This is a genomic window from Paenibacillus piri, from assembly GCF_004354045.1.
In the GTDB taxonomy this organism is placed as follows: domain Bacteria; phylum Bacillota; class Bacilli; order Paenibacillales; family NBRC-103111; genus Paenibacillus_S; species Paenibacillus_S piri.
The window spans coordinates 39,258-63,462 of sequence record NZ_SMRT01000026.1; the positions used below are offsets into that span (position 1 = coordinate 39,258).

Annotated in this window: 28 protein-coding genes, 2 rRNA genes and 1 riboswitch; of the genes, 2 read left to right on the top strand and 28 right to left on the bottom strand. The window is 51.0% G+C overall.

From position 1 onward, the window contains the following. Positions 1-197 precede the first annotated feature (197 nt). From fin to E1757_RS32245, 16 genes are all read right to left on the bottom strand, one after another. Positions 198-428: an anti-sigma-F factor Fin gene (gene fin / locus E1757_RS32170; RefSeq protein ID WP_133236000.1), complete on the bottom strand. Its 231-nt coding sequence runs from the start codon at positions 426-428 to the stop codon at positions 198-200. Positions 429-494: 66 nt separating this feature from the next. After that, positions 495-1,055, bottom strand: a complete 561-nt coding sequence (gene pth, locus E1757_RS32175; RefSeq protein ID WP_133236002.1) for an aminoacyl-tRNA hydrolase — start codon at positions 1,053-1,055, stop codon at positions 495-497. Between the two features lie 288 nt (positions 1,056-1,343). Further along, the gene (locus tag E1757_RS32180; RefSeq protein WP_133236004.1) at positions 1,344-1,973 is read right to left on the bottom strand and encodes a 50S ribosomal protein L25; all 630 of its coding nucleotides are present in this window, start codon (positions 1,971-1,973) and stop codon (positions 1,344-1,346) included. A gap of 94 nt (positions 1,974-2,067) precedes the next feature. After that, the gene (glmU, locus tag E1757_RS32185; RefSeq protein WP_133236006.1) at positions 2,068-3,468 is read right to left on the bottom strand and encodes a bifunctional UDP-N-acetylglucosamine diphosphorylase/glucosamine-1-phosphate N-acetyltransferase GlmU; all 1,401 of its coding nucleotides are present in this window, start codon (positions 3,466-3,468) and stop codon (positions 2,068-2,070) included. A 312-nt stretch (positions 3,469-3,780) separates the two neighbouring features. Then, positions 3,781-4,065 carry a septation regulator SpoVG gene (spoVG, locus tag E1757_RS32190; protein WP_089201676.1) on the bottom strand — a complete coding sequence of 95 codons (285 nt, stop codon included), beginning with the start codon at positions 4,063-4,065 and terminating at the stop codon, positions 3,781-3,783. A gap of 121 nt (positions 4,066-4,186) precedes the next feature. Continuing rightward, positions 4,187-4,573, bottom strand: coding sequence for a RidA family protein (locus E1757_RS32195; RefSeq protein WP_133236008.1), 387 nt, complete (start codon positions 4,571-4,573; stop codon positions 4,187-4,189). A 6-nt stretch (positions 4,574-4,579) separates the two neighbouring features. After that, positions 4,580-5,407, bottom strand: a complete 828-nt coding sequence (purR, locus tag E1757_RS32200; RefSeq protein ID WP_133236010.1) for a pur operon repressor — start codon at positions 5,405-5,407, stop codon at positions 4,580-4,582. A 135-nt stretch (positions 5,408-5,542) separates the two neighbouring features. Continuing rightward, positions 5,543-6,397 (bottom strand): 4-(cytidine 5'-diphospho)-2-C-methyl-D-erythritol kinase, encoded by an 855-nt coding sequence (ispE, locus tag E1757_RS32205; protein WP_133236012.1) that lies wholly within the window; start codon positions 6,395-6,397, stop codon positions 5,543-5,545. 119 nt (positions 6,398-6,516) lie between these two features. Continuing rightward, positions 6,517-6,711: a small, acid-soluble spore protein, alpha/beta type gene (locus E1757_RS32210; protein ID WP_133236014.1), complete on the bottom strand. Its 195-nt coding sequence runs from the start codon at positions 6,709-6,711 to the stop codon at positions 6,517-6,519. Positions 6,712-6,972: 261 nt separating this feature from the next. Next, a complete protein-coding gene (gene veg / locus E1757_RS32215) occupies positions 6,973-7,245 on the bottom strand; it encodes a biofilm formation stimulator Veg (RefSeq protein ID WP_133236016.1) in 273 nt (90 codons plus the stop codon). 184 nt (positions 7,246-7,429) lie between these two features. Continuing rightward, a complete protein-coding gene (gene yabG, locus E1757_RS32220; RefSeq protein ID WP_133236018.1) occupies positions 7,430-8,302 on the bottom strand; it encodes a sporulation peptidase YabG in 873 nt (290 codons plus the stop codon). Positions 8,303-8,361: 59 nt separating this feature from the next. Next, positions 8,362-9,267: a 16S rRNA (adenine(1518)-N(6)/adenine(1519)-N(6))-dimethyltransferase RsmA gene (gene rsmA / locus E1757_RS32225; RefSeq protein WP_133236020.1), complete on the bottom strand. Its 906-nt coding sequence runs from the start codon at positions 9,265-9,267 to the stop codon at positions 8,362-8,364. Positions 9,268-9,273: 6 nt separating this feature from the next. Then, positions 9,274-9,819, bottom strand: a complete 546-nt coding sequence (gene rnmV, locus E1757_RS32230) for a ribonuclease M5 (protein ID WP_133236022.1) — start codon at positions 9,817-9,819, stop codon at positions 9,274-9,276. A gap of 301 nt (positions 9,820-10,120) precedes the next feature. Beyond that, complete coding sequence (locus tag E1757_RS32235; protein ID WP_133236024.1) at positions 10,121-11,260, bottom strand: resuscitation-promoting factor; 1,140 nt, start codon at positions 11,258-11,260, stop codon at positions 10,121-10,123. Between the two features lie 305 nt (positions 11,261-11,565). Beyond that, positions 11,566-11,759: riboswitch (cyclic di-AMP (ydaO/yuaA leader) on the bottom strand. A 224-nt stretch (positions 11,760-11,983) separates the two neighbouring features. After that, the gene (locus tag E1757_RS32240) at positions 11,984-12,751 is read right to left on the bottom strand and encodes a TatD family hydrolase (protein WP_133236026.1); all 768 of its coding nucleotides are present in this window, start codon (positions 12,749-12,751) and stop codon (positions 11,984-11,986) included. A gap of 62 nt (positions 12,752-12,813) precedes the next feature. Further along, on the bottom strand, positions 12,814-14,103 hold the full coding sequence (locus E1757_RS32245) for an HD domain-containing protein (RefSeq protein WP_133236028.1): 1,290 nt from the start codon (positions 14,101-14,103) through the stop codon (positions 12,814-12,816). A 356-nt stretch (positions 14,104-14,459) separates the two neighbouring features. Here E1757_RS32245 and E1757_RS32250 point away from each other — a divergent pair, with 356 nt between their 5' ends. Next, positions 14,460-14,714, top strand: a complete 255-nt coding sequence (locus E1757_RS32250) for an AbrB/MazE/SpoVT family DNA-binding domain-containing protein (RefSeq protein ID WP_010501678.1) — start codon at positions 14,460-14,462, stop codon at positions 14,712-14,714. A 277-nt stretch (positions 14,715-14,991) separates the two neighbouring features. On the opposite strand, the gene rsmI is transcribed toward E1757_RS32250, so the two are convergent. From rsmI to E1757_RS32300, 10 genes are all read right to left on the bottom strand, one after another. Continuing rightward, the gene (gene rsmI / locus E1757_RS32255) at positions 14,992-15,864 is read right to left on the bottom strand and encodes a 16S rRNA (cytidine(1402)-2'-O)-methyltransferase (RefSeq protein ID WP_246079685.1); all 873 of its coding nucleotides are present in this window, start codon (positions 15,862-15,864) and stop codon (positions 14,992-14,994) included. Positions 15,865-15,877: 13 nt separating this feature from the next. Next, the gene (locus E1757_RS32260; RefSeq protein WP_133236032.1) at positions 15,878-16,654 is read right to left on the bottom strand and encodes a tRNA1(Val) (adenine(37)-N6)-methyltransferase; all 777 of its coding nucleotides are present in this window, start codon (positions 16,652-16,654) and stop codon (positions 15,878-15,880) included. 189 nt (positions 16,655-16,843) lie between these two features. Next, positions 16,844-17,194, bottom strand: coding sequence for a DNA replication initiation control protein YabA (gene yabA, locus E1757_RS32265; RefSeq protein WP_133236034.1), 351 nt, complete (start codon positions 17,192-17,194; stop codon positions 16,844-16,846). A 20-nt stretch (positions 17,195-17,214) separates the two neighbouring features. Then, positions 17,215-18,024 (bottom strand): PSP1 domain-containing protein, encoded by an 810-nt coding sequence (locus E1757_RS32270; protein ID WP_133236036.1) that lies wholly within the window; start codon positions 18,022-18,024, stop codon positions 17,215-17,217. A 1-nt stretch (position 18,025) separates the two neighbouring features. Next, the gene (gene holB, locus E1757_RS32275) at positions 18,026-19,003 is read right to left on the bottom strand and encodes a DNA polymerase III subunit delta' (protein WP_133236038.1); all 978 of its coding nucleotides are present in this window, start codon (positions 19,001-19,003) and stop codon (positions 18,026-18,028) included. Positions 19,004-19,083: 80 nt separating this feature from the next. Beyond that, entirely contained in the window at positions 19,084-19,530 is a 447-nt protein-coding gene (locus E1757_RS32280; protein WP_133236040.1) for a YaaR family protein, read from the bottom strand. 18 nt (positions 19,531-19,548) lie between these two features. Continuing rightward, positions 19,549-19,878 carry a cyclic-di-AMP receptor gene (locus E1757_RS32285; protein WP_133236042.1) on the bottom strand — a complete coding sequence of 110 codons (330 nt, stop codon included), beginning with the start codon at positions 19,876-19,878 and terminating at the stop codon, positions 19,549-19,551. Positions 19,879-20,184: 306 nt separating this feature from the next. Then, positions 20,185-20,826, bottom strand: coding sequence for a dTMP kinase (gene tmk, locus E1757_RS32290; protein WP_133236045.1), 642 nt, complete (start codon positions 20,824-20,826; stop codon positions 20,185-20,187). A gap of 18 nt (positions 20,827-20,844) precedes the next feature. Further along, complete coding sequence (locus tag E1757_RS32295; RefSeq protein WP_133236047.1) at positions 20,845-22,338, bottom strand: aminotransferase class I/II-fold pyridoxal phosphate-dependent enzyme; 1,494 nt, start codon at positions 22,336-22,338, stop codon at positions 20,845-20,847. Positions 22,339-22,450: 112 nt separating this feature from the next. After that, the gene (locus E1757_RS32300) at positions 22,451-22,657 is read right to left on the bottom strand and encodes a sigma factor G inhibitor Gin (RefSeq protein WP_425464875.1); all 207 of its coding nucleotides are present in this window, start codon (positions 22,655-22,657) and stop codon (positions 22,451-22,453) included. A 170-nt stretch (positions 22,658-22,827) separates the two neighbouring features. On the opposite strand from E1757_RS32300, the gene E1757_RS32305 reads away from it, so the two are divergent. After that, a complete protein-coding gene (locus tag E1757_RS32305; protein WP_133236052.1) occupies positions 22,828-23,349 on the top strand; it encodes a hypothetical protein in 522 nt (173 codons plus the stop codon). Between the two features lie 230 nt (positions 23,350-23,579). On the opposite strand, the gene rrf is transcribed toward E1757_RS32305, so the two are convergent. Both rrf and E1757_RS32315 read right to left on the bottom strand, forming a co-directional pair. Further along, positions 23,580-23,696, bottom strand: a 5S ribosomal RNA gene (gene rrf, locus E1757_RS32310). 237 nt (positions 23,697-23,933) lie between these two features. After that, positions 23,934-24,205, bottom strand: a 23S ribosomal RNA gene (locus E1757_RS32315); the annotation flags it as partial.

A 24,205-nucleotide genomic window follows, 5' to 3' on the forward strand; every position in this document is an offset into this window, starting at 1 on the left:
AAGCCCCCGCTCCAACGGGCATAAGGAGCTTTACCCCGTGAGGCAAGGCTCCTTTTTCACTCCGGTCCATTGGTTCGGCCTATTACGGGTTAATCACCGTTCGGCGCACCCGAAAAAGCGCCTAGACTCAACGTGCCCAGGCGGTATCCGACTACTTTGTTTTCAAATCCGTGTCAACGATGCTGCGACCCAAACGGTTACTGCAGCGGGCTGGTCAGTAATGAAAGCTCCGGGTTGCTGTCCAAAGCTTCCTTGCAATAATCGCAGATCACTTTCACCGTAACATCCCCACTCGGGTTATACGATATTATATCTCTCCGCTCCTCGGGGGTCAAGAAATGGAAGCCTAACAGCTCCTCGCTGACATGCTGCTGCTCCAACTCCCCGATCAGCGTTTGACAATGACGGCAAATATACTTTACGGCCACGCGCGCTCTCCTCCTTTTCCTTCATTATGACCAAAAAAGGAGAAATTTAGCCCGCCAGCCCCGCGGTCAGCCGTTGAATTTCGCCATCGTTTTTTCAAACGGATTGTCCAGCGCATGCTCCATCGCTTCACAGGTCGTATCCAGCAATTGCGGCATCGTTTTGAATTCTTCCTTCGAAAACGAGGACAATACATAATCTGCTATATTATATCCGGGTGCAGGCCGGTTAATGCCCATCCGGATGCGTTGAAATGACTGTGTGCCAAGATGCTGGATCGCCGACTTAATCCCGTTGTGGCCTCCGGCACTGCCCTGATAGCGCAGCCGTATTTGTCCGTAAGGCGTATCCAGATCGTCATAAATAATAATTAATTCATCAATCGGCGCTTTGTAAAAGTCCATAAAGGCGCGGATCGATTCTCCGGATAAATTCATGTACGTCATCGGCTTCAATAAAAATACCTTGATCCCGTTTACATGCCCTTCGCCCATCAGCGCCTTGCATTTGTTCTGGGAAACTTTTATGCCATGCTTATCCGCAAACCGGTCAACGGCCATAAAGCCGATGTTATGTCTGGTTGACTGATATGCAGTTCCCGGATTCCCTAATCCTACGAACCATTTCACGTCGTACGCTCTCCCCTTCCTTACTCGATCATACCAGACTTTGCTTCATTCATGAAGCCCGGTCTACGTCAGGCGGCTAACAGACCGGTACATATAGCGGAGAGGGCGTTCTGGGGAAGCGCCAGCGCACGTTATATTGGATTTCGACTACTGCCTAAATCTCTGTGCAGACGCTCAGAGCGCCTGTTGCGCACAGCCGCGGACGCGACAAAGGAGCGCACCGAACCAAAGTTCGACACGCTCCCCTTAGCCAACAAGGCCATTCCGGCCCGATACGCTAACGATTGTTTACGGCTGCTCCACTCTTGCAGCTTCCGCCGAATCCGCTCTCGCTTCCGCTTCTTCCTCCACATCAGCCGGAGTTTCTTCTTTCTGCGGCAGCAGCACGGTAGCCAGCACGTCGTTCATATCCGTTTTGATTTCAACCGATGCCGGAACCTTCAGCTCGGATACAAGGACATTGCTCCCGATCTCCAGTTCGCTTATATCCACTTCGATGGAAGCCGGAATATGTTTGGGCAGGCAGCGAATATCGATCTCATGGTGCTGGATTTGCAAAATACCGCCCGCTTTGACACCGGCCGCATCGCCCGTAAAGTCAAGACGCACCGTTGTCGTTACCGGCTCGTCCATATTAATTTGATGGAAATCGACATGCAGAACGTTTCGGGAAATCGAATCGCGCTGTACTTCGTTAATCATGACATTTTGTTTGCCGAGCTGCGGTACGTCCAATTCGATTATGGCATGAGGATTGGAGCGAAGCAGCGTCGTGAGCTGTTTTTCATCTATCGCAATAGGTATACTGTTAACTTTCGATCCATAAAGAACTGCCGGAATTTTCCCTTTCGCACGCAGTCCTTTGCGTTCCGATTTCGTACCGCTGCGGCGTTCTTCCGCATTCATTGTTACTGCCATAAGGGTAAAACCTCCTTCAATTTAGCCAACCGGATTAGGTTCTAACAGAAATCCCTAATGTTAATTTACCCAATTGAAGGACAATCAAAACAGTCTACTTGTTTTGCGACTGTCTTTTCTTTTCATAAAATTTTTTGCGCAGCTTCTCCGCATAGCCCGGTTTGTTGACCTGACGCTCGCGGGCGATCGCCAAATCGTTGGCCTCCACATTGTGCGTAATGGTCGAGCCGGCAACCACGTAGGCGCCTTTGCCGATTTTGACCGGTGCGATCAGATTGACGTTGCTGCCGATGAAGGCATCCTCCTCCACCTCCGTCAATTGCTTGTTGAAGCCGTCGTAATTGACCGTGATGGCGCCGCAGCCGAAGTTGACGTTTTTGCCGATCCTGGCATCACCGATATAGCTAAGATGCGACACTTTGACATCATCGGCCAGGACGGCATTTTTAATTTCGACAAAGTCGCCGATTTTAACCTGCTCCCCCAGCTTGGCGCCCGGCCGCAAATAAGCGAACGGCCCGACGGCAGAGCGGTTGCCGACCACGGCCTCCAGCAGTACCGACTGCCTGATATGAACGCCGTCGCCGATCTTGCTGTCGGTAATTTCCGTTTGCGGTCCAATGACGCAATCCTCTCCGATTTCCGTGCAGCCCTTCAGCACGGTACCGGGCAAAACGACCGTATCCGCACCTATCTGTACATCCGCACCGATGTAAGTGTTGGCCGGGTCGATCAGCGTTACGCCGTTCAGCATATGCCGGCGGTTTATGCGGGCGCGCATGAAACGCTCCGCCTCGGCCAGCGCCACGCGGTCGTTAACCCCGTACGTTTCCATCGCATCCGGCGTACAGTAGGCTTCGACGATTTCGTTTTGACCGACCAATATACCGATCACATCCGTCAAATAATATTCCTGCTGCGCATTGTTGTTCGTTACTTGGCTGAGCGCTTCGAACAGCTTGCGGTTCGAGAAGCAGTACATGCCGGAATTGATTTCTTTGATCTCGCGCTGCGCGGCCGTGCAATCCTTCTGCTCCACAATGCTCGACACGCCGCCCTGTTCATTTCGAATGATGCGGCCCAGTCCGGTCGGATCGTCCATAATTGCGGTCATAACGGTCGCCGCGGCACCCTTCTCCCGATGGATGCGGATCATTTCGTGCAGCGATTCGCTTGTAATGAGAGGCGTATCGCCGTACAGCACGACGGTCAGACCGTCCTCCCGGCCAAGCAGTGCCTCCGCTTGAAGCACGGCATGCCCGGTTCCGAGCTGCTGCTCTTGCATTGCATACTCAACCCGGTCGCCCAAGTAGGCTTGAACGGACTCGGCTCCGTGCCCGACCACGACGATGGTTCTTTGCGTCTCTATCTGTTCTAATGCATGAACGACGTGGCCTACCATCGGCTTGCCTCCGACCTCATGCAGTACCTTATACAATTTCGATTTCATCCGTTTGCCTTGTCCGGCAGCCAGTACAATCCCCATGATGTTCAATTCCAGCCCACTCCTTTACCCATTAATAGTCCCTTTGCAGTCCGGTTGAATCAAGTGCCTGCCGCGCGGACGGCTTCCCGTCCGCTCCGCTGCTTATTCACCCACTTCTAGACCCGTTCGTTTCATTCCGCCTCTTTGAGGGGGCATTCGCCGCCGGGCCGCCAATCGCATGTCGCAAAAAGAAGCGCGCCAGAAGCTCGCGCGCCCCACAGGTTATAAGCTTATCTTATGTGCGCATTGCACGCCCTGCACTCAATATATATGAATTTGCGCAAAAAGAAAAGAGAGCCTTCCGGCTCTCCCACCAATCGATTATGCGCCTTCAACGATTACCTCTTCTTCAGTCGCTGCTCGGTCGTACTCCGCCAAAACAGCGGCTTGAATCTTTTCACGGGTGGAGGAAGAGATCGGATGAGCGATGTCCCGGAACTCCCCATCGGGCGTGCGCTTGCTGGGCATAGCCACAAACATGCCGTTGTTACCGTCAATCACACGAATGTCATGAACCACAAATTCGTTGTCGATGGTAATGGAAGCAATGGCTTTCATTCTTCCCTCGGAGTTGACCCGACGGAGTCTCACGTCTGTAATCTGCACTAGTGTTCACCACCTTTTTCCATCTCGAAGACTTGGTCTATAAAATTCCACATTTTAGGGCAAATTCCTTCTTTTTTTATCTAAATTAATATAATTTAATTAATTTTTGATTAATTGTTAATTATTCGACAATAACCGCAGCGATCAGCTCGATTTCGACAAGCACATCCTTGGGCAGCCGGGCAACTTCGACTGTAGAACGGGCCGGTTTATGGCTTCCGAAATACTCCGCATATATTTGGTTTACCTGTGCAAACTGGTTCATATCTTTAATGAATACGGTTGCTTTAATCACTTGGTCGAAATTCGCGCCCGCGGCCGACAAAACCGCTTCCAAATTGCGAAAAACTTGATGCGTCTGCTCCTCGATTCCGCCTGCAACCACCTGCCCATCCAATCCGAGCGGAATTTGTCCGGAAGTAAACAGCAGATTGCCGAATTGAACGGCTTGTGAATAAGGGCCTATAGCGGCCGGCGCCTGATTGGTTGCGATTGTATTCAATGCCATGTATGGTCACACTCCATCATAGAAATAGTTTCCTGGTACTACCGTAATTTGCTTGGTCTTCGGATCGACTGCGGACAGCTTGGCCAGCGAAATATATTCTTCGACCAGATGCTCCTCCACTTCGCCCGACTCGACAAATACGCCGACCCCTTTGACTGTCGCCTTGAATTCCTTCAACAAGTCCATCATTCCGTGCACGGTCCCGCCAACCCGCATAAAGTCGTCTATAATGAGCACTCGCGATTCTTCTTTCATAGCTCTGCGCGATAAGGACATCGTCTGGATTCGTTTGTTCGAGCCGGAAACATAGTTGATGCTGACCGCCGATCCTTCCGTCACCTTGTTGTCGCGCCTTACGATCACGACAGGCAGGTTTAAAAACGACGCCGTCGCATAAGCAATCGGAATCCCTTTCGTTTCCACCGTCATGACGACATCGATATCTTTGGAGGAAAAAGCGGTTGCAAACATTTTGCCGACTTCGTTCAAAATAAACGGCTGCCCCATAATATCGGACATGTACATATATCCGCCCGGCAAAATCCGCTCCGGCTGCTCCAGCTGCTTGCAGATGCCCTGAATAAACATCAGCGACGCCGCCTTGGATACCTTCGGGATAAACTTGACCCCTCCGGCCGCTCCGGCCAACGTCTGTAGATCGCCAAGTCCCTCTTCCTCAAACACTTCCTTAATAATTGCCAAATCTTCGCTGATCGAGGATTTAGCCGAATTGTACCGATCCGCAAATGTAGTTAAAGGAATAAGTGTATGAGGGCGAAATAGCAAGTATTGCGTCATCTCGACCAATCTTGCGCTTCGTTTCAACTTTTTCATCGGTGCACCCCTCATTCGTAAAATGGCATAAAATCCGAATAATATAATGAGAATATACCATTTTTATACGTATTTTTTCAAGATGTTCATGAAAATTATTCTGACATGCAGTTAACATGAACTTAAGGCTGCTTATCAAGTAAGCAGCCGCACCGCGTACACATCCTTGCAAAAACCGCGCAGCCCGTTGTATATCCGCGCTACCTTCGCCTCTTTGGAAACGAGGCCGAACACGGTCGGACCGCTGCCCGACATCAACACCCCTTCGGCGCCAAGCCGAAGCATGCACTCCTTCAGCTGCCTGACCTCGGGATACAGGTCCAGGGTTACTTCCTCCAGCACATTGCCTAGACCGTCGCACAGCAGATCGAACCGTTTCAGCCGAATCGCTTCCAGCACCTTCGCCACGGAAGGATGCCGCTGAATATGGCCGGCTCTCAGCTTGCCGTAAATGTCGGCCGTCGATACGTTGATCGGCGGCTTGGCCAGGATGACCCAGCACTGCGGCGGCGCTTCGATCGGCTCCAGCTTTTCGCCGCGTCCGCGAGCAATCGCGGTGCCTCCGGTAACACAGAACGGCACATCCGAGCCGAGCTCCGCCCCCAAGCGCTGCAGCTCCGGCGTCGGAATCCCGAGCTGCCACAAACGGTTCAAGCCGCGCAGCGTAGCCGCAGCATCGCTGCTGCCTCCTGCAAGGCCGGCCGCGACCGGTATTTTTTTATCCAAATGTATGTAAACGCCCTGCTTCACGTCATAGCGTTCTTTAATTAGCCTTGCCGCCTGAAAAGCCAAGTTTTTCTCATCCAACGGTATGTAACCGGCCTGGCTCGAAATGATGATCGTATCGCGGGGCAGCTCCTGCATTTCGATCCGGTCGGCCAGGTCTACCATCGTCATGATCATTTCGACCTCATGGTAGCCGTCCTCCCGCTTATGCAGGACATCCAGCATGAGATTGATTTTGGCCGGCGCTTTCTCAAAAACTTTCATAGGACACCTTCTTTACAGCGCTAAAGTTCTTTTTCTAATACTATACCAGACAACAAAAAAAAGCTAAAGCGCGCTTCGCGTGCTCCAGCTTCCGTTTGGACCGTTGAAACCGGCCAGGATCAATACCTCGGGGGCTGCTGCGGTTGGCGGGAGGCTTGCTCGGCAATTTGAATCGCTCTCTTCACCATGTTTCCCGCATCCTTCGTACGTATACCTCCCCAGCCCTCACGCTGCACGGTTTCATAAAAACCAAGATCCTTCGCCAGCTCGGACTTGAACTGCTCCGACATCACTCCGCGGCTTCTGCGCGCCATGCACGATCCCTCCTTTACGATAATATAGCTGTAGTATGCCCTGCCGCTCCGGTTCCATGCAGCCGCTCCCTGCCCGGGATAAACGGCTTCGCCTTCCTTAGAGGACGAGAGCGTTTATCAAGCTTTCAGCCAAGGATAAACAGCTCCGCCGTCCTTAAGGACAAGTGCGTTTGCCATGGTTGTGCGAAGCTAAGTATAAAGCTTATTCTTTCTATTCACCTAACAAAAAACAGCACACCCGGGGGCATGCTGTTTATGTATTTATTGTTGTATCGTGATCCGTACTTGTCCGTCATCATTGCACACGGTTACTTCTACGGACTCCGTCAATATATCTGCATAACTGTAAGAGACTCGCTTGAACGCATTTTGTTCCTGATCCAGTTTTACGATAAAAACGGAAGGGTAGGTTTCCTCCAGCACACCGGATCGTTCAATCGTCTTGCGGCGTCCGCCATTTGCTCTTAACATGATTTTTTGTCCGACATGAGGTTCCAAACTGCGTTTGATCTCCAACAGCGCATTTTTTGCCATTGACCATTCCACCTCTTTCCTTACAAAGTATACAGCAATAGAGGTAGTATGTCAAATTTGAATAAATATTATATCAGCCACACAAACCTATTGTCAACGGCATTTTACCTTATTCCGGTCCGCTTTTGAATCAAAAAAGAAAGGGTTCGTTCACACAATTGTCGAATTTACAAAAAAAAGCACCCTAAGGCGCTTGAGCAGGAATATATTTTTGCACTTTGGGAACGCCCCGGCGGTAACTTCCCCGCGATTCGATACCGCCCATACCCTCCAGTCCGCTGTGAGTCAGCCTGATGATATCCACCATATTGACCGTATCCTTGATCGGCGTAAACGCTACTTTAGCGGCGATGCAAAGCGGGTCCAACGCATGGATCAGGACGCGGGCAGGCGAGCTGGCATAATTGGCCCCCGCCTGCAGCAAAGCTTCAAAATGCGATTGGCACGCCCCGGCGATTACCGTCAGCGCATCCTTGTTTTTCTCATATTGGCGGGCTGCCTGCACCGCTTTCACAAAGTTATGGGAATTTTTATAGCTGCTGAGCTGGCTGATATCTCCTTTTCGCTTTTCTTTCAAAATTCCGTCATGTCCCGTAATGACTACAATATCCGGTCTTGTTTGCGGGAGCAGCCGGTATAACGCATCGGCCATGTCCGCCTCGGCCACGTAATAGCCCTCTACAGGCACTCTAAGCTCTCCGTACAGATTCATGCATTTCCGCAAATATGCAGGGTCTCCGTCCAAATGGAGCACTTTACCGGGCATTTCGAAATATTGCGGCGCCGTATTCGCATTGTTCGACGTCCAGCCGTTAGGAAACGGCAGCATGGCCGCAGGCTGGGTTATGCGCATGGAATCCATCCAAGGCGGCCTTGCCGCGCCCGCATGCAGATAAGGATCGTACTGATGCGCCACGGTTAAGTCGCTTAACGGCGCATCGGCCAGCAGGCGGTAATCCACCCCCCGCAAAACGGCCAGCTGCGGCTGGATGTCCTGAATCTTAAAAAGAATGTCACCGCCATAAGATCTACGAGTGACCAGATCTCCCTGTTTCATGGGCAATCGCCTCCTCGTGTATCCTATGGCTTTGGTCGGCATTTGGTGACCGCAACCTTTTATTTTGCACGCCCCACCGCTTGAGACAGGATGCCGCTGAGCCGCGCATATTCCTGCATCGAAAGCGTTTCTCCCCGGCGGGACGGTTCAATCCCCGCTTCCCGCAATATCGCTTCCAGCTGCGATTTCGTTTCCTTGGTGAAATAACGCGCAGCCAAGTTATTATAGATCGTCTTCCGGCGCTGGACGAATGAAGCCTGGACGACATCGAAGAAAAACGCTTCATCCTCCACTTCGACCGCCGGCCGCCTGCGCACCTTCAACTTGATCACGGCGGAGTCGACATTCGGCTGCGGCACGAATACGGTATGCGGCACGATCGTCACAATCTCCGGATCGCAATAATATTGCACGGCGATGCTGAGGCTGCCGTATTCTTTGCCCCCCGGCTTGGCCGACATCCGTTCCGCCACTTCCTTCTGGATCATTACGACAATGTTCTCCAGCGGCAGCTTTTCCTCCAGCAGCTTCATTATGATCGGCGTCGTGATGTAATAGGGCAGATTGGCAACGACGCTGACCTGCTCAAAGCCTTGAAACTGCTCCTCGAATAACGGCTTCAATGCCACCTTCAACACGTCGCCGTGAATGACGGTTGCATGAGGGTAGCCGCCAAGCGTCTCCTTCAGTAACGGAAGCAGCCGCTGATCGATTTCGATAGCCGCCACCTTACCGGCTTCCTTGGCCAGCTGCTGGGTCAGCGCTCCGATGCCCGGCCCGATTTCAAGCGCGCCTTTCGTTTTGTCCAGCTCTGCCGCGGCTACGATTTTGTGCAAAATATTCGGGTCGACCAAAAAGTTTTGCCCCAAGCTTTTTTTCAATACGAGACCATGCCTTTTCAAAAGCTCGCTCGTTTTTTTCGGGGAAGCAATATCCTCCTGTACAACCGTTTTACCTGTGTCCATAATGACTTACCCCTTTTCTTCATCCAACTGCCGGCATGCGGCGGCAAATTCCTCGCGTGTAATCCGAAACATTCTGCAGCGGTTGTAAAACTGCTTGCCGTTGCAATAGCCTATGCCGAGACTTTGCCCCGCCGCCATCCGTCTGGAAGCGGCCTGCGGGTGAACGATGAGTCCCGCCGCGATCAAGTCGTCCCAGCGAATGTCCGATTCCACCGACTCATAATCCGTACGTACGTTCGTCAGCGCTTTCCGTATCGTTTCAACAGAAGCATTTTCCACACCGATATCCCCTTTGCTGGTCGCTTCTTCCTGCGTAATAAACGCATGCTTGCAGCCGGGCACCTGTGCGGCAATAATTTTACGAATCCGCTCTCCCGCGTGATCGGGATCGGTCAGTACGATAACGCCGCGCCGCTGCTGAGCCAGCTTGATCCGTTTCAAAATATCTTTATTAATGGCCGATCCTCCGGTTTCTATCGTTTCCGCATCCACCGCCCGCTTAATGGCCGTCGTATCGTCCTTGCCTTCCACAACGATGATTTCCTTGATCATGATCTGCCTATTTCCTCCCGAAACTTCCCTAATACTTCCTCACCCAATACCCCATCTCGGCCGGATTGTGCGCCAATGGGAGCATGTCCCCCGGGGAGGAAAACGATGTTTCACCTATCATATCACAGGAAGCACTTCCTTACCTCAAGGTCCCTATTTATTTCGGCATCCGGAGCGGAAGCTCTTTATCCCGTCCCTGCCCGGAGCTTGAAGCGGCGGGAAAAACAGAGAAAAAGAAGAGGACTCCCTCTTCTCTCTCAATCGTCTCTATATATGATGAGTCTGCCCCAATTGCAGGCCTTTAGTCCGCCGTCGGTTTCTTCGGTCCAATGACGTAAATCGTATACCCGCGCTTCGTGCCAAACCGGTTCGCATAATCGTTGCTGTCAAAATAAACATCGATTTTGTTACCCTTGATTGCGCTGCCGGTATCTTCAGCCCTGCGAAATCCAAGACCGTCAATATAAACCCACCAACCTAACGGAATTACATTCGGATCCACTGCAATCGTTCGACCTTCCATTACTTTCGTGCCTGAGGACGTCAGTCCATACTGCGGGTGCTCGGCGCTCTTGCCGGTCGACGCAACCCCAGCCGAATAGGCCGTAAGCGTCGCGTTGTTAATAACCTGCTTCACTCCGAAGGAGACCCCGCTCTTGATCACATCTTGCGTATTCGGCGAGGAGGCCGATAAAGCCACTACCGGATTTTTGGTTCCTATGGCCACAATTTTATTAACGCTTCCGGACTTTACTTTCTCGTCAATCACTTGCTCGGCTATCAGTTTGCCGTCTTCATACAACTTTTCCTTCGTCTTGAGAAGCAATCCTTCCTGCCCCTCCTGAACGGTCTTCTCCTTGCCCTTCGGAAGCTGAGGATCGTTCTTTTTTTCCACATCAAAAGCAATCGGCTCCGAAACCTCCTCGGTTTCTTTCTTGACACGGACAACCTGAATCGCTCCATCAGTCGGCAGCGCGGCATCGACAGCCGGGTTTACCTTGTCAAGCTCGCCAACAGGTACATTCTGTTCATTTAAAACATGACCTACCGTTTTACCAACCGTAAAGACGGTTTTCGTTTCGCCATCTGCGGTCAATTGAACCGGCTTGGCATGCTCGATCGTAATTCGGTCACCGTTCCTCAACCTCGAGCCCGGTCCCTGCGATATATAGTCATGCTCTCCTACTGCAATTTTTTGCTCATCCAGTAAATGCTGTAATTCCCCTTGCTTCGTAACGATAACCGATTCCTGGCCGTTTACAATTACGGTCACCTTCTTGGCAGCCGTACCGCTTAACATTAGCATAAACAATAAAATCATCGCGATCGAACTTACTGAAACAATCAATGTTAAACGCAAGGTTTCATGATTCCATCGCATTGCGAAGGACATGCTGGATGATCGTCTTACATGGGTTTGCTCTTGTTGAATAGCTCCCACTTGTTCGGTCCTCCTTCAAAGCCCCGCCGTCGTTATTACTCAAAAGATCCATCTGACGCGACTATGGTTAAGTTTTGCAAGCTTTTCGTCTCTCAACATAAGTAAGGGCTGCAAGCTTCCGTTCCATATCGTTCTTTTACCTGCGGAGTCATCACCTCCTGTATACCCGGGTACGTTCGTATTCCCGATCAAAGGTTAAACTTCCAAGCTGCTGCAACGAAGGAAAACAAAAAAGCCGCGGAAAGAGGTCTCTTCCCGTGACTTTGAATTATTTCACTTGTTATGAAATAAAGCGCACGACAATCGTTACCTCTCTCTTAACGCTTACGAGGTTAGCTGACGGATTCGGACTTGAGAGTCGCCCTACACGGCCGGTTCAAACTGCATAACCTTAACCGTGATTCACCCCTGAAAATGTGACCTTTGTCTCATTGTAAAAACTGGACGGCCACCTTGCGGTTCCCCCGTTTCCCTGACGGAAACTCAGCGAAAATGAAAATTTGGCAAACGTATTAAGTTAATATTGAGTTTACGCTGTCTGATGCAAAATTGTAAAGTATACAAACACACCAAAAAACTGCGATTTTCATCCGAATTTCCGTTTTTTTCCCGAAATACGGCATGTAATCATTATCTTTCTAATGCTGTCGTACTTTATTAACTATTTTTCTCGCGTTATCGTCTTTTCGACGAAAATAGACTCGTCTCAACCCTCTTATGCAATTAAAGTAACCCGAATAATGTAATTGCATTTTGCGTGGTCGCATGAGCCAGCTTCTCTAAGGTCAAGCCTTTGATTTGTGCTGCGGTTTCTGCGACTAATTTCACATATGACGACTCGTTGCGTTTGCCTCGAAATGGGTGCGGAGTGAGGTAAGGCGCGTCGGTTTCGATCAACAATCGATCCAACGGCACTTTCTCCAGCACCTCTTTGGGCTGCTTGGCGTTCTTAAACGTTACCGGGCCCCCGAACGAAATGTAAAAATTCATATCGAGGCATAGCTTGGCCGTTTCCCAGCTGCCTGAAAAGCAGTGCATCACACCGCCTACGTCGGCCGCGCGCTCCTCGCGAAGCACCTGGAGGATGTCGTGGTGGGCATCGCGGTTATGAATCACGATCGGCATGTCCAGCTTGCGGGCGAGCCGGATTTGCTCGCGAAATACGCGATCCTGCACATCCTTGGGCGACGTGTCCCAATAATAATCGAGTCCGATCTCGCCGATCGCCACAACCTTGGGATGACTGCATAATTGTTCGATCCATGCCAGATCGTCAGACGTCATATCTTTCGCATCCTGCGGATGCCAACCAACGGTTGAATAAATAAAATCGTACTGCTCCGCCAGTGCGATCGAGCTCGGAATCGTCTCGCGGTTAAATCCGATATTGATAATTCGACTAATTCCGCTCTCAACCGCGCGCTGAATGACATCATGTCGATCTTCATCGAACTGGGGAGCATTAAGATGGGTATGAGTATCGGTCAACATGGCAATGTGATCTCCTTTAATGTGCGTGTTCGGTATTGGACTGCGCTGTAGTCATCAGGCGTTCATTCCAGCCTGAGCAGCTTGCATAATGCAGGCGAAATCGACTGGGAACGGCACTGGTCCAGCAGCTCCTCGGGGAAGTACAAATGGTATTTGCCCATATGGATGCCGCTGATCGACCTGACGATTTCCGATTTGCGGGATATTTCCGTCAGCGTATCCTTGTTGTCGAGCAGCAGGATCGGCAGCTTCTCGTCATGTTCGCCGGGACGGTACACATCATACGAAAGATCGGAAGGAAAATCAATCTCGAGATAATACTCGGGGTCGATGCCGAAGCTGCGCATCATCTCGCGGAGCTGATCGATAAGCGGTGTCTCGATCCGTTCCAGCATCACGTATTTCAAGAGACAGCGGTTCAAAAACCGCGAGCACAGGTCCGACAAGACCGGGTCGCGCTCGTACGACCACTGCATCAGAGCCGTCTGCATCAGCGCTTCATCCAGCATATGATATTCTTGCACCGTCAGCGTTTGTCGAAACAAGCTGGGCAGCGGCGGCAGCATAAAGGAGAACGTATAGCCTTCCTCGTGCAATTGCTTGGCTCGCTGGAATATTTTATGCAAAACAATTTCGGCACTGCGGGTTACCGGGTGAAAGTACACCTGCCAATACATTTGGTAGCGTGACATCAAATAATCTTCTACGGCATGCATACCGCTTTCTTTCAAGACGATATGTCCTTGGAAAGGCCGTATGACGCGCAGAATCCGTTCCAGATCGAACATGCCGTAATTGACACCGGTAAAATAAGCGTCACGCAGCAAATAATCCATCCGGTCGGCATCCAGCTGACTGGAAACGAGACTGACGACTATTTCTTTATGGTACGTTTTGGCAATGACTTCCGCAACCTGTTGAGGGAAGGTCGGCGATACCTCGCGGAGCACCCGGTTTACTTCCGTATCGCCCAGTACGATGCGGCAGGACCAGTCCTCGTGATGGGTTCCGAACGTTTTCTCAATTGAATGGGAAAACGGCCCGTGCCCGACGTCATGGAGCAGTGAGGCGCATAAACAAAGCAGTCTTTCCTCGCTAGGCCAATCGTCATACCGGTTACGCTCGAACTGCGAGATGATTTTCCGGGTAATTTCGTACACGCCAAGCGAATGGGAGAACCGGCTGTGCTCGGCGCCGTGAAAGGTCAAAAAGCAGGTGCCGAGCTGATGAATCCGGCGAAGCCGCTGAAATTCTTTCGTGTTAATCAGGTCCCAAATCGTTCGATCCTGAACATAAATGTACTTGTGAACCGGATCCTTGAATACTTTTTCTTCTCTTAAGGGAAGTGTCATAAGGGCTACCTCCTTGTACGATTATTTTTTCGACAAAGCACTTCGCAATTAGGCGATATTTGTCGAAAAATGTCATGAAAATCTTCCAAATTCGACTTTTTCAGAGCTTACAATAATTAGCTTTATATCAAAAGTTTACTAGAAAAACCTCCGAATTGGATGCATTGGGTTTGCATTTTTGTGAAGGATTTCCTTAATTTATAATAAAATTTTCATAAAATCGCCTTCTCTCTTCCATATTTTGAAAAATAAATTAGTAAATAGCAGGTTGACTATTATGGGAATGGTTGGTATCATAAGAAATAAGAATTATGTCGAAACATGGCGATTTATTTTCCGAGAGGGGACTTATTATCATGATGAAATCTACCGGTATTGTTAGAAAGGTCGATGAATTGGGTCGCGTTGTTATTCCGATCGAGCTTCGCCGTACATTGGGTATTGGCGAGAAGGACGCTTTGGAAATTTATGTGGACGGCGAACGGATCATGCTGAAGAAATATGAGCCGGCTTGTATCTTCTGCGGCAATGCCGAGAACGTTTCGTATTTTAAGGGAAAAATTGTTTGCCATGAATGTTTATCAGAAATGCCAATACCTGTGACAAAATAAGAAAAATAGGTTATAATAAGGATAGCAATTCTTACTTAGGTAATTCTAACCTTTTTCATATCTCCTCTATGTCCCTGATTAGCAGAGCTTCTGCCAATTGGGGATTTTTTTTGAACGGCTGCCGCGGGAGCGAGAGCATTTCCGGCTGAAAGAGCGGGGGCTGCTCTCTCCTCTTTCCACTCCTTACGACTGTTAGGCTTGCACACTATATAATAGAAGAAAGACGTTTAATCAGCCCGTTCCAACGGTCGAAATTATTAATTTCGCGGATGTTTTCCTATTTATGTAAGTAATTATACAGCTCGCGCTTCGGGATTCGACGATCGGTCGCGGCGCGTTTGATCGACTCTTTGCGGTCAAGCCCTTGAGCTTCATAATGCTCGACATGCTCCTCCGGACTGAATGCTTCCCACCAGTCTGCGGCTGCCGTCTGCTCGGCGGCCGTTACTCCTTCTACAACGATACAGTATTCGCCCTGCGGCGGCTGTTCCTTCAACAGCTCACTGCATTCCTTAACCGTCCCTCTGACCGCCTCTTCATATTTCTTCGTCAGCTCGCGAATTAAACAGATGCGCCGCTCCGGATTCCACGTCTCGAGCATCGCTTCCAGCGTCTTTTCAATCCTATGAGGCGACTCATAGAAGATCAGCGTGTCCTTAACATGCTGCAGCGATCGGAGCTCCTCCAGCAGCGGCTTCCTGTCCCGGGGCAAAAAGCCGAGGAACGTGAATCGGTCTGTCGGCAGGCCGGATATGATCAGGGCCGATAGAGCGGCATTGGCGCCCGGAATCGGTATAACGTCCACCCCTGCCTCCACCGCCTGCCTAACGAGATCGGCGCCGGGGTCGCAGATCGCCGGCAAGCCGGCGTCGCTGACCAGCGCTATCGATTCGCCCGCCATCATCAGCCGGATTAATTCGGGTCCGCTGGCCTGTTTATTATGTTCATGATAGCTGACCAGCCGGGTCGATATGTCATAATGGGTGAGCAGCTTTCGCGTTTGCCTCGTATCCTCGGCCGCGATCAGCTGCACCTCCTTCAACACCCGGATCGCCCGGAAGGTGATGTCTTCCAAATTGCCGATCGGCGTACCGACCAAATACAGCTTGCCTTTCCCGTTGTCGTTTTGGTAGCTTTTTTGAATATTCACACGCGTTCCCTCATTATATAACGGGCGGTTGAATGAGCTCGGTCCGCTTGCCGTAATAAACGTCCAGCAGCTCATCGCAATATTCCGTTTTATTTTTGTAAACGATTAAAGGCGGCAGTGTCCTCAGCTCCGGCTTGCCGTCCCTGAGCGCCTCGATTAAGACCATGTTCGCTTCCTCGCCGGCGCGCGGATGCACGTAGCGAATCCGTTTGGGCTCCAGTCTATATTCGCGCATCACGCAAAAAATTTCCACCAGCCGGCTCGGCCTGTGCACCATCGCGACGCGTCCGCCGCTCCGTACCAGCCTGGAGCTTGCTTTGACGACATCCTCCAGCGTACAGTGGACCTCGTGCCTCGCCGCAGCGACATGCTCGTTGACATTTTGCTCGCCGTTCGGCACCGGCAAATAGGGAGGGTTTACGGTAACCACATCGAAGACGCCATGACCCAATTGTTTATCCGCATGACGCAAATCTCCGTGCACGATTCGAACCTGCTGTTCCAGCTTATTGATGCGCACGTTGCGCTCCGCCATATCGGCCAGCCTGTCCTGTATTTCCACCCCGACAATCGAAGCTTTCGTCCTCGTTGTCAGGAGCAGCGGAATGACGCCGTTGCCGGTACACAGATCGACTACACGTCCCCTGGCGGTTGGCGGCACATAGCTGAACCGCCCCAATAATACGGCGTCCAGCGAGAAGCTGAATACTTCGCCGCTCTGAATGATTTTAATGTTTTCCGTTAGCAAATCGTCCAGCCTTTCGCTGGCCTTCAAGTTAACATTGTTCATATACTAGTTTATCCTCTTTCCAGAATAAACGGCTTCGCGGTTTCTTACGAAATGAGCGCGTTTATCAAAGTTTGCGAAGCTAAGTATGAAATTTATACTTTCCATACAACCCAAGAAAAAACCGCAGAGAAGTGTTCCTTCCCTACGGCGTTTCCCCCATTCATAAGATTGAGATTCATCCACGTACCATTATTTATTTAAAAATGACATGCAGAACAAGCAATCGCCTTCGGTCCGCAAATGTCCGTAATACACATTGCAAATGTGGAAGCCTTCATGGTACAGCCTCGCCAAATTGTCGTGGCCTTCGCCGGTTATTTCTTTTGCTTGCGCTGCTGTGATAGGAACGAGCGGCAGTTCAGCGTCTGCGTGATCGACATCCTTCAACAGCTTGCGCAGCTGCTGATTTTCGAGACTGAGTCTTTTATTTTCTTCCAAAAGCTCCTTGATATGCTGCTTCATCCGGCCTAACTCCGAATAAAGGGTCCCCATCTGCTCTTCCATTTGATCGATCTGCACAAAAACATCACGTTTATCCACACTTTCACCTCAAAAAGAGCTTAATGCTGCGCCGCCGCCACCACATCGTCAAAGGAAAGCTCCATCACTTTACCCAGTTCGTAAATCTGCACTTTGGCCGTACGCTCGCCAATATTCAAGGAAACGACACGACCGTTGCCTAATGAAGTGATGACATCGCTGCCAACCCGCGGCACATCTTCTTTGGCGCTTTCATAATTATCGTGCTCATATTTCAAGCAGCACATCAACCGGCCGCAAAGCCCGGAAATTTTCGTAGGATTCAAGGATAAATTTTGATCCTTGGCCATTTTGATCGAGACCGGTTCAAAATCGCCTAAAAACGAAGAGCAGCATAAAATCCGGCCGCATGGACCAATGCCTCCAAGCATTTTGGCTTCGTCGCGAACGCCGATCTGCCTTAGTTCAATCCGTGTGCGGAACACGCCCGCCAAATCTTTTACAAGCTCCCGGAAATCGACCCTTCCTTCAGCCGTAAAATAAAAAATTATTTTATTGCGGTCAAATGTATACTCAACATCCACCAGCTTCATTTTTAGCTGATGGTCTCTTATTTTATCCTGACATAAAGCAAAAGCGTTCCTGGCCGCCGATTTATTGTCTTCTACAAGCTGAGCATCCGTCTGGTCGGCGATCCGGATCACTTTCTTCAAAGGCAGCACGACATCGGATTCCTGCACCGTTCGTTTCCCGATCACCACTTTACCGTATTCGATGCCGCGAGCCGTCTCGACGATGACTGAACTTTCTTTGTCCACCGGCAAATCGATAGGATCAAAATAATAAATTTTGCCCGCTTTTTTGAAGCGAACACCAACAACCGAGTACATGTTACACCCCCTTCAGTTGCATCAACATTTTCTCGAGCACGAGCTGCGGGTTAGCATGGAAGCGAAGTCTTTTTTTCAGTTCAATCGCTTGATCCAGGCAGTGAACCCAATGCTTCATATCATAAGACAGGGACTGCCCTGCCATCCAATCGGATTGATCTGCGTAAACCAGGTCGTTCCGGTCTCCGAGATTTAACCGTACCATATCTTTGAGCCATAAGATCAGCATGTCCATAAACATAGGGAGTTGATCCGACAGCTCCGATTTCGCCAGCTTCTGCTGCGCTGTCAGCATGGCCGCAGGCAAACGGGTCAAGCTCTCCTTCGTCAATTGTATCACTAGATTTCTGATTTCTGCAAACCCATTTCCTTGAATAAGCTCCCGCGCGGCAGCCGTTCCCGCCGCCAGCCGCACCGCAGGCTGGATAAGGACGGAAGGATGGCCTTCCGCCTGCAGTGCAGCGACCATCGTTTGACGGCTGAGCGGGGCAAACGGGACCCATTGCGCCCGTGACCGGATCGTCGGCAGGAGTGCTTGTCCGTTATCCGTAATCAACACGGCTACGACGCGCGAGGTCGGTTCCTCCAAAAATTTCAGCAGGCTGTTCGCCGCCTGCACCGTCATTTTATCGGCATCCTCGAGCACATACATCTTCAGTCCCGACGAGCCGGCACGGTAAGAGAATTGCTTTTGCAGCTCGCGGATTTGCTCTATTTTGATCGAGGCGCCGTCAGGCTTTACCCAGTGCAGATCCGGATGGTTGCCATGCTCGACCTTACGGCAGTCCAGGCATTCGCCGCAAGCGTCGTCAGGCAGCACCTGGCAGTACAGCGCCTGGGCAAAGGCGAGCGCCACCTGTCTCCGCCCCGTGCCCGCCGGTCCCGTAAATATATAAGCGTGCGACACTTTGTCGGTACGCAGACTGTTTTGTAATATACGTTTGACACGATCTTGTCCTGGGATGGATTGAAAAGACATTTCAGGTCAGTTGAATCCTTTCCTAAATTATATAGAAGAACACGTTTATATAGAAGAAATGCGATTCGCACGTTCATGGATTAAAAAGCAAGATTGATCAGCATACCCCGGATCTCGCCGATTTTATGCAGCAGGTCAATGCGTCCCTGCTCATACTGGAGCATATCGTCCGCCATCGTAAGCAGCTGCTTATCGATTTCCTCGAGCAGCTTATAGCGCTTGGCGCGCCCGCGTCGATCCCATCCCCGTGTATCGCGAAGCTGAACACCGCGGCGTGCGGTTTCCTCCAGAAACTGCTTGACGAGCAGCTTATATTGGCGAAGCTCCCGCACCGTCATCGATTTGGCGAGCCTGTCGCCCTGCATGCTGATCTGCTGCAATATGCGCTGCAGCTGCTCCTCTGACGCCCTTTCGTCCTGCTGCTGCATCATATCGGAAAACGATTTGCTCTGCAGCTGCTGGGACGATGCATGCTCGTTGCGCTGAATCTCTTTACCGAAAGGGCGCCAGCCCGGATTTATTTTCACGCTGTAGTCCAACCTCTCCTAGAAATGCTCGAATCGTTCGACGGGAAGCACGAATACCGCCGCCCCGCCAACCTGTACCTCTACCGGGAACGGGATATAGGAATCCGTCGTACCGCCCATCGGTGATACCGGTGTGACCATTTGCTCACGAATTTTGCAATTCGCTTTAATTACCTGCATGACTTCGCTAATCCGCTCGTCTTCGATCCCGATCATAAAGGTTGTATTGCCGGCCCGCAGAAAACCGCCGGTACTCGCCAATTTCGTTGCCCGAAATCCTTCCTTGATCAAAGCGTTCGAGAGACGGTTGCTATCTTTGTCCTGTACAACGGCAACAACTAATTTCATCACATTGCCCTCCTTTTCGTTATTGAAACGATTTCCCGGATCACGGCTGAGTGACTTACCGCCATCTGGCCGCGTATGACGACTCCTAGGCAGTGTTTTTCCTCCAGTAGTATATAATTTGACACGGATATGCCTAATTCCTGCTTTTTGGGGAGAAGCGGGTCTTAAAGAACTGCCGGCTTTTCATAAATAAGAGGCCGATTACGCTGAGCACGCCGCTTTTGTGAACCGGGTACTACACCAGTATATGTCGACAATGCCGCCCAGGTTCGCATTTCGTTTAGACAAACCGCGCTGCTGCCTGCCTTACCCGTTGTTTCGCGCCAGAAAGCGATCCAATGCCTGCTTTACCTGCTCAAAAACATCATCCTGTCCCTGGTTGGCGTCAATGGTCACGATCCGGTCCGGAAACATTTCCCTGATCAGCAAATAGCCTTCGCGGACCTTTTCATGAAACGCCATCGATTCCAGATCAAGACGATTGATTTCTCTGTCGCCATGCGCATGGATACGGCTCAAGCCCACTTCCGGCAGTACATCCAAATAAATCGTTAAATCCGGCAGCACATGATCGATCGCAAAGCTGTTAATCGCCATGACCTCCTGGATGCCAAGCCCTCTGGCGTGCCCCTGGTACGCCAAACTGCTGTCGATAAATCGGTCGCAGATCAATACGTGCCCTTCTTCCAAAGAGGGGATAATTTTTTCGACAAGATGCTGTCTGCGCGCCGCGGCATATAATAGCGCTTCGGTGCGTCCGTCCATCTTCGTATTTTGTTTATCGAGAATGACGGATCTGATTTGTTCGGCAATCTCGATGCCTCCCGGCTCACGGGAGACGGTCACCTTATGACCCAATGCTGCCAAATATTCGCCGGCACGCGATATAACCGATGACTTGCCAGCTCCTTCCCCACCCTCTACAGTCAAAAAATAACCTTTATGCATCGTCCGATTTTCCCCAATCTATTGTTCTCTTGTCGCAATTAATACCGGCAGCATTGGCTCTGCCCCCGAAGTCATTCCATGGATACGCGCACCCATCGCGGACAGCCGGGTCAAATACCGGACAACCTCCGCGGAAATCGATTCGCCCGGACATAAGACCGGGATTCCCGGCGGATAAGGGACAATCATCTCGGCCGCCATCATACCGACCGCTTCCTCCAGCGGAAGCTGCGCCGTTCCCTTGTTCCGGTACATCTGCTCATCGAACGAAACAGGCTCAGACAATCCGGGTACGGCCGAATAAGTCTGAGCCGGCTGCAGCCGGCTGCTTAAATCGGCGGGCGGCCCGGCCTCCCCTTGAAGGTCATTCGCGATGCTGCGCAGCGCTCCGACCAGCCGGTCGACATCATCCGACGTGGACGCCAAGCTGAACACAAGGAGCACAGCCTGCGGATCGGCCAGCTCGACGAAACAGTCTCGCGCTTCAAGCTCATCCTTTAGAGCAAAGCCGCTCATCCGGCCTTCGGCATCCGTAAGAATGACCTTGAACGGATCCTGAAGCACGCCGTCGACATCCGCAGCCTGCGGCTCCTGCAGTTGAAAGCGGCTTTGCGTCTTCATATGCTCCTTGAATTGTCCCACAACCGACATCCCCTGCTGCAGCAGCTCTTCGCCCTTTGTATGCATCTGCATCCGACTAAGATCCAGGCTGGCCATCAATGGATAGGACGGGCTGGAGCTTTGCAGCATCGTCAGGTACCTTTTGATTTCTTTGCGGTCTATCCGCTCTCCTTGAACATGCAGCATCGCCCCCATCGTCATGGCGGTCAGCAATTTATGCGTCGACTGCACGACTGCATCGGCTCCGTAGGACAATGCGGCCTTCGGCAGCGCAGGGTGAAACCCGAAATGCGCACCGTGAGCCTCATCCACCAGCAGCGGCTTTTGCCGGTCATGAAGGAGCTTCGCGATCGGCTCCAGCGAAACCGCCGTGCCGTAATAGCCCGGCCGTGTGAGCAGCAGTCCTTTTGCCGCCGGATACTTTTCCAATGCTTGCTCGACGGCATCAGGCCGCAACCCAAGCGTCAATCCGGTCTCCGAATCTACCTCCGGGTTCAAAAATACAGCTTTCGCCCCCGCAAGCATAAGCCCGTGAATTACCGACTTGTGCACATCCCGCTGAACGAGCAGCAGCTCTCCTCTCCGGCACACGCTAAGAATCATCGCCAAATTGCCCACTGTGCTGCCATTTACCAGAAAGAAGCTTTCTTCCGCGCCAAAGCAATCGGCCGCCAGCTGCTGCGCTTCCAAAATCGCTTCCTCGGGATGATGCAAATCATCGAGCCCGGTAATTTCCGTCGCATCCAACTGCAGGATGGCTTCATAATAAGGGCGGGCCGACGCCGCCAGCCCTTGGCCTGCTTTATGGCCGGGAACGTGCAGGCTAATATGCTTGCTGCCGGCGTGCTCGACTAACCGCTCGAACAGCGGGGCCTTCTGTTTGTCCATCATTAAAGTTCTCCCTATAATGCCTGTCAATGTATACCCCTATTGTATCAAACAAAAAGCTCTCAACCAACGGTATGCCGCAGGATGAGAGCCGTTCTTTTTATTCGTAGACGAACTATGCGTCTTTTTTATATAAAATTTGCTTCATTTGAAGGATAAAAAAAGGATATTTGGCATCCATAACGTCGGTTTGGACCATTTCATGCTCGCAGTCCTCGCAAATAAATTCTGATATAATGATAATGCCTTGCTCCTTGTTTTGTCCACAGATGATGCAGTTATGGGTTATCGTTTCTTGTGATGGCTCCCCCACATAACTCACCTCTATTCTTCTTTTCTATCAGTATGTCCCCATTCTCTTAAAGTAAACCCTTACTGCTATATTTTTATGAAAATGGCTCGTACAAAGTTCCTGTAAAGACTCATGTCGCGGTCTCAACCTGCCGATATATTATGTTGAACAAATCTATGAAAATGGACGAGGGATCCGCATTGTTAAGGGAACAGCAGTTATCCAAAGAATCGACGGTTTACCATTATCGGCTTTTGCAACGAATTCACTCCAATAAAAAGTTAATCTGCATCTATTGGGGCTTATTGGCGGTGCTGTACATAAGGGACTTGATCCACATACAGCCATTTTACTTATTATTCGCGCTTATTGCCATCCCTGCGCTTCATACTCTGCTGATCTGCTTGTACTATATGCTCAAAGAAAAACGCCCGCTCAGCCAGTGGACGTTTCAATATCAGCTGCCGTGGGTCGGGTTCATTCCAACCAATTACATCGCGTTACGTCGAATAATAAAGCTTCATCTGCATATTTTATGGATCACCGTGGTCATTTGCGGATGCTTCTTTCCTTGGCTTCCGCTTGATTTGATTGCCCGCTGCCTGATCGTGCACGTCTGGTTGATGCTGCCGCGCTATATTGTGTTTTACCGCTTCCGGCGTCACCACGAGAGCGGCCTGCTGAAAATCAACAAGCAAGACACCTCCTGTTACGCGCAGTAAGGAGTATTGATGGCAGCTCAATATCGCGAAATTGTTTGCACCGCCGCACGATGCGATGCGCGCCTCTCCCGGTGCGAGTATGAACAGCCTTCCTCGCATTGGGCGTGACGATGTACGTGCTGTTCCGAGCCCTTTCCGTTGTCGTCGCGATCACCCGACTGGAAAACAGCGAAGAAGCCATCCCGGATTGCAAATCCAGAATGGCTTCTTCGTTCGTTGTACATATGCTTGCTTGGCGACGTCCTACTCTCCCAAGACCCTGCGGTCTAAGTACCATTGGCGCTGGAGGGCTTAACGGTCGTGTTCGAGATGGGAACGCGTGGTTCCCCTCCGCCATCATCACCAAACGTGGTTTAAGGTTGATGTTCCCGCCAAGGAACATCCGTTCTTCATGCCAATTGCTCTCGGGGCTCCCCGCAAAGTAATCGGCATTATCATCGGAGCTTCCCTTCACTCTGGGGTGAAGTTATTGCGCCTTGAAAACTGGATCCGAAACCTGCAAGCATATTTGGTTCTTCTTTTCTTAGAGGCCCCGTGAAAGGAATCGGACTGCGCTAAGCGCCTTTCGTCCCTTTCTTGGGTAGTTAGTTAAGCCCTCGACCGATTAGTATTCGTCAGCTCCACACGTTGCCGCGCTTCCACCCCGAACCTATCTACCTCGTCGTCTTCAAGGGGTCTTACTTACTGGGAAATCTCATCTTGAGGGGGGCTTCACGCTTAGATGCTTTCAGCGCTTATCCCTTCCGTACGTAGCTATCCAGCCGTGCTCCTGGCGGAACAACTGGTACACCAGCGGTACGTCCATCCCGGTCCTCTCGTACTAAGGACAGCTCCTCTCAAATTTCCTACGCCCGCG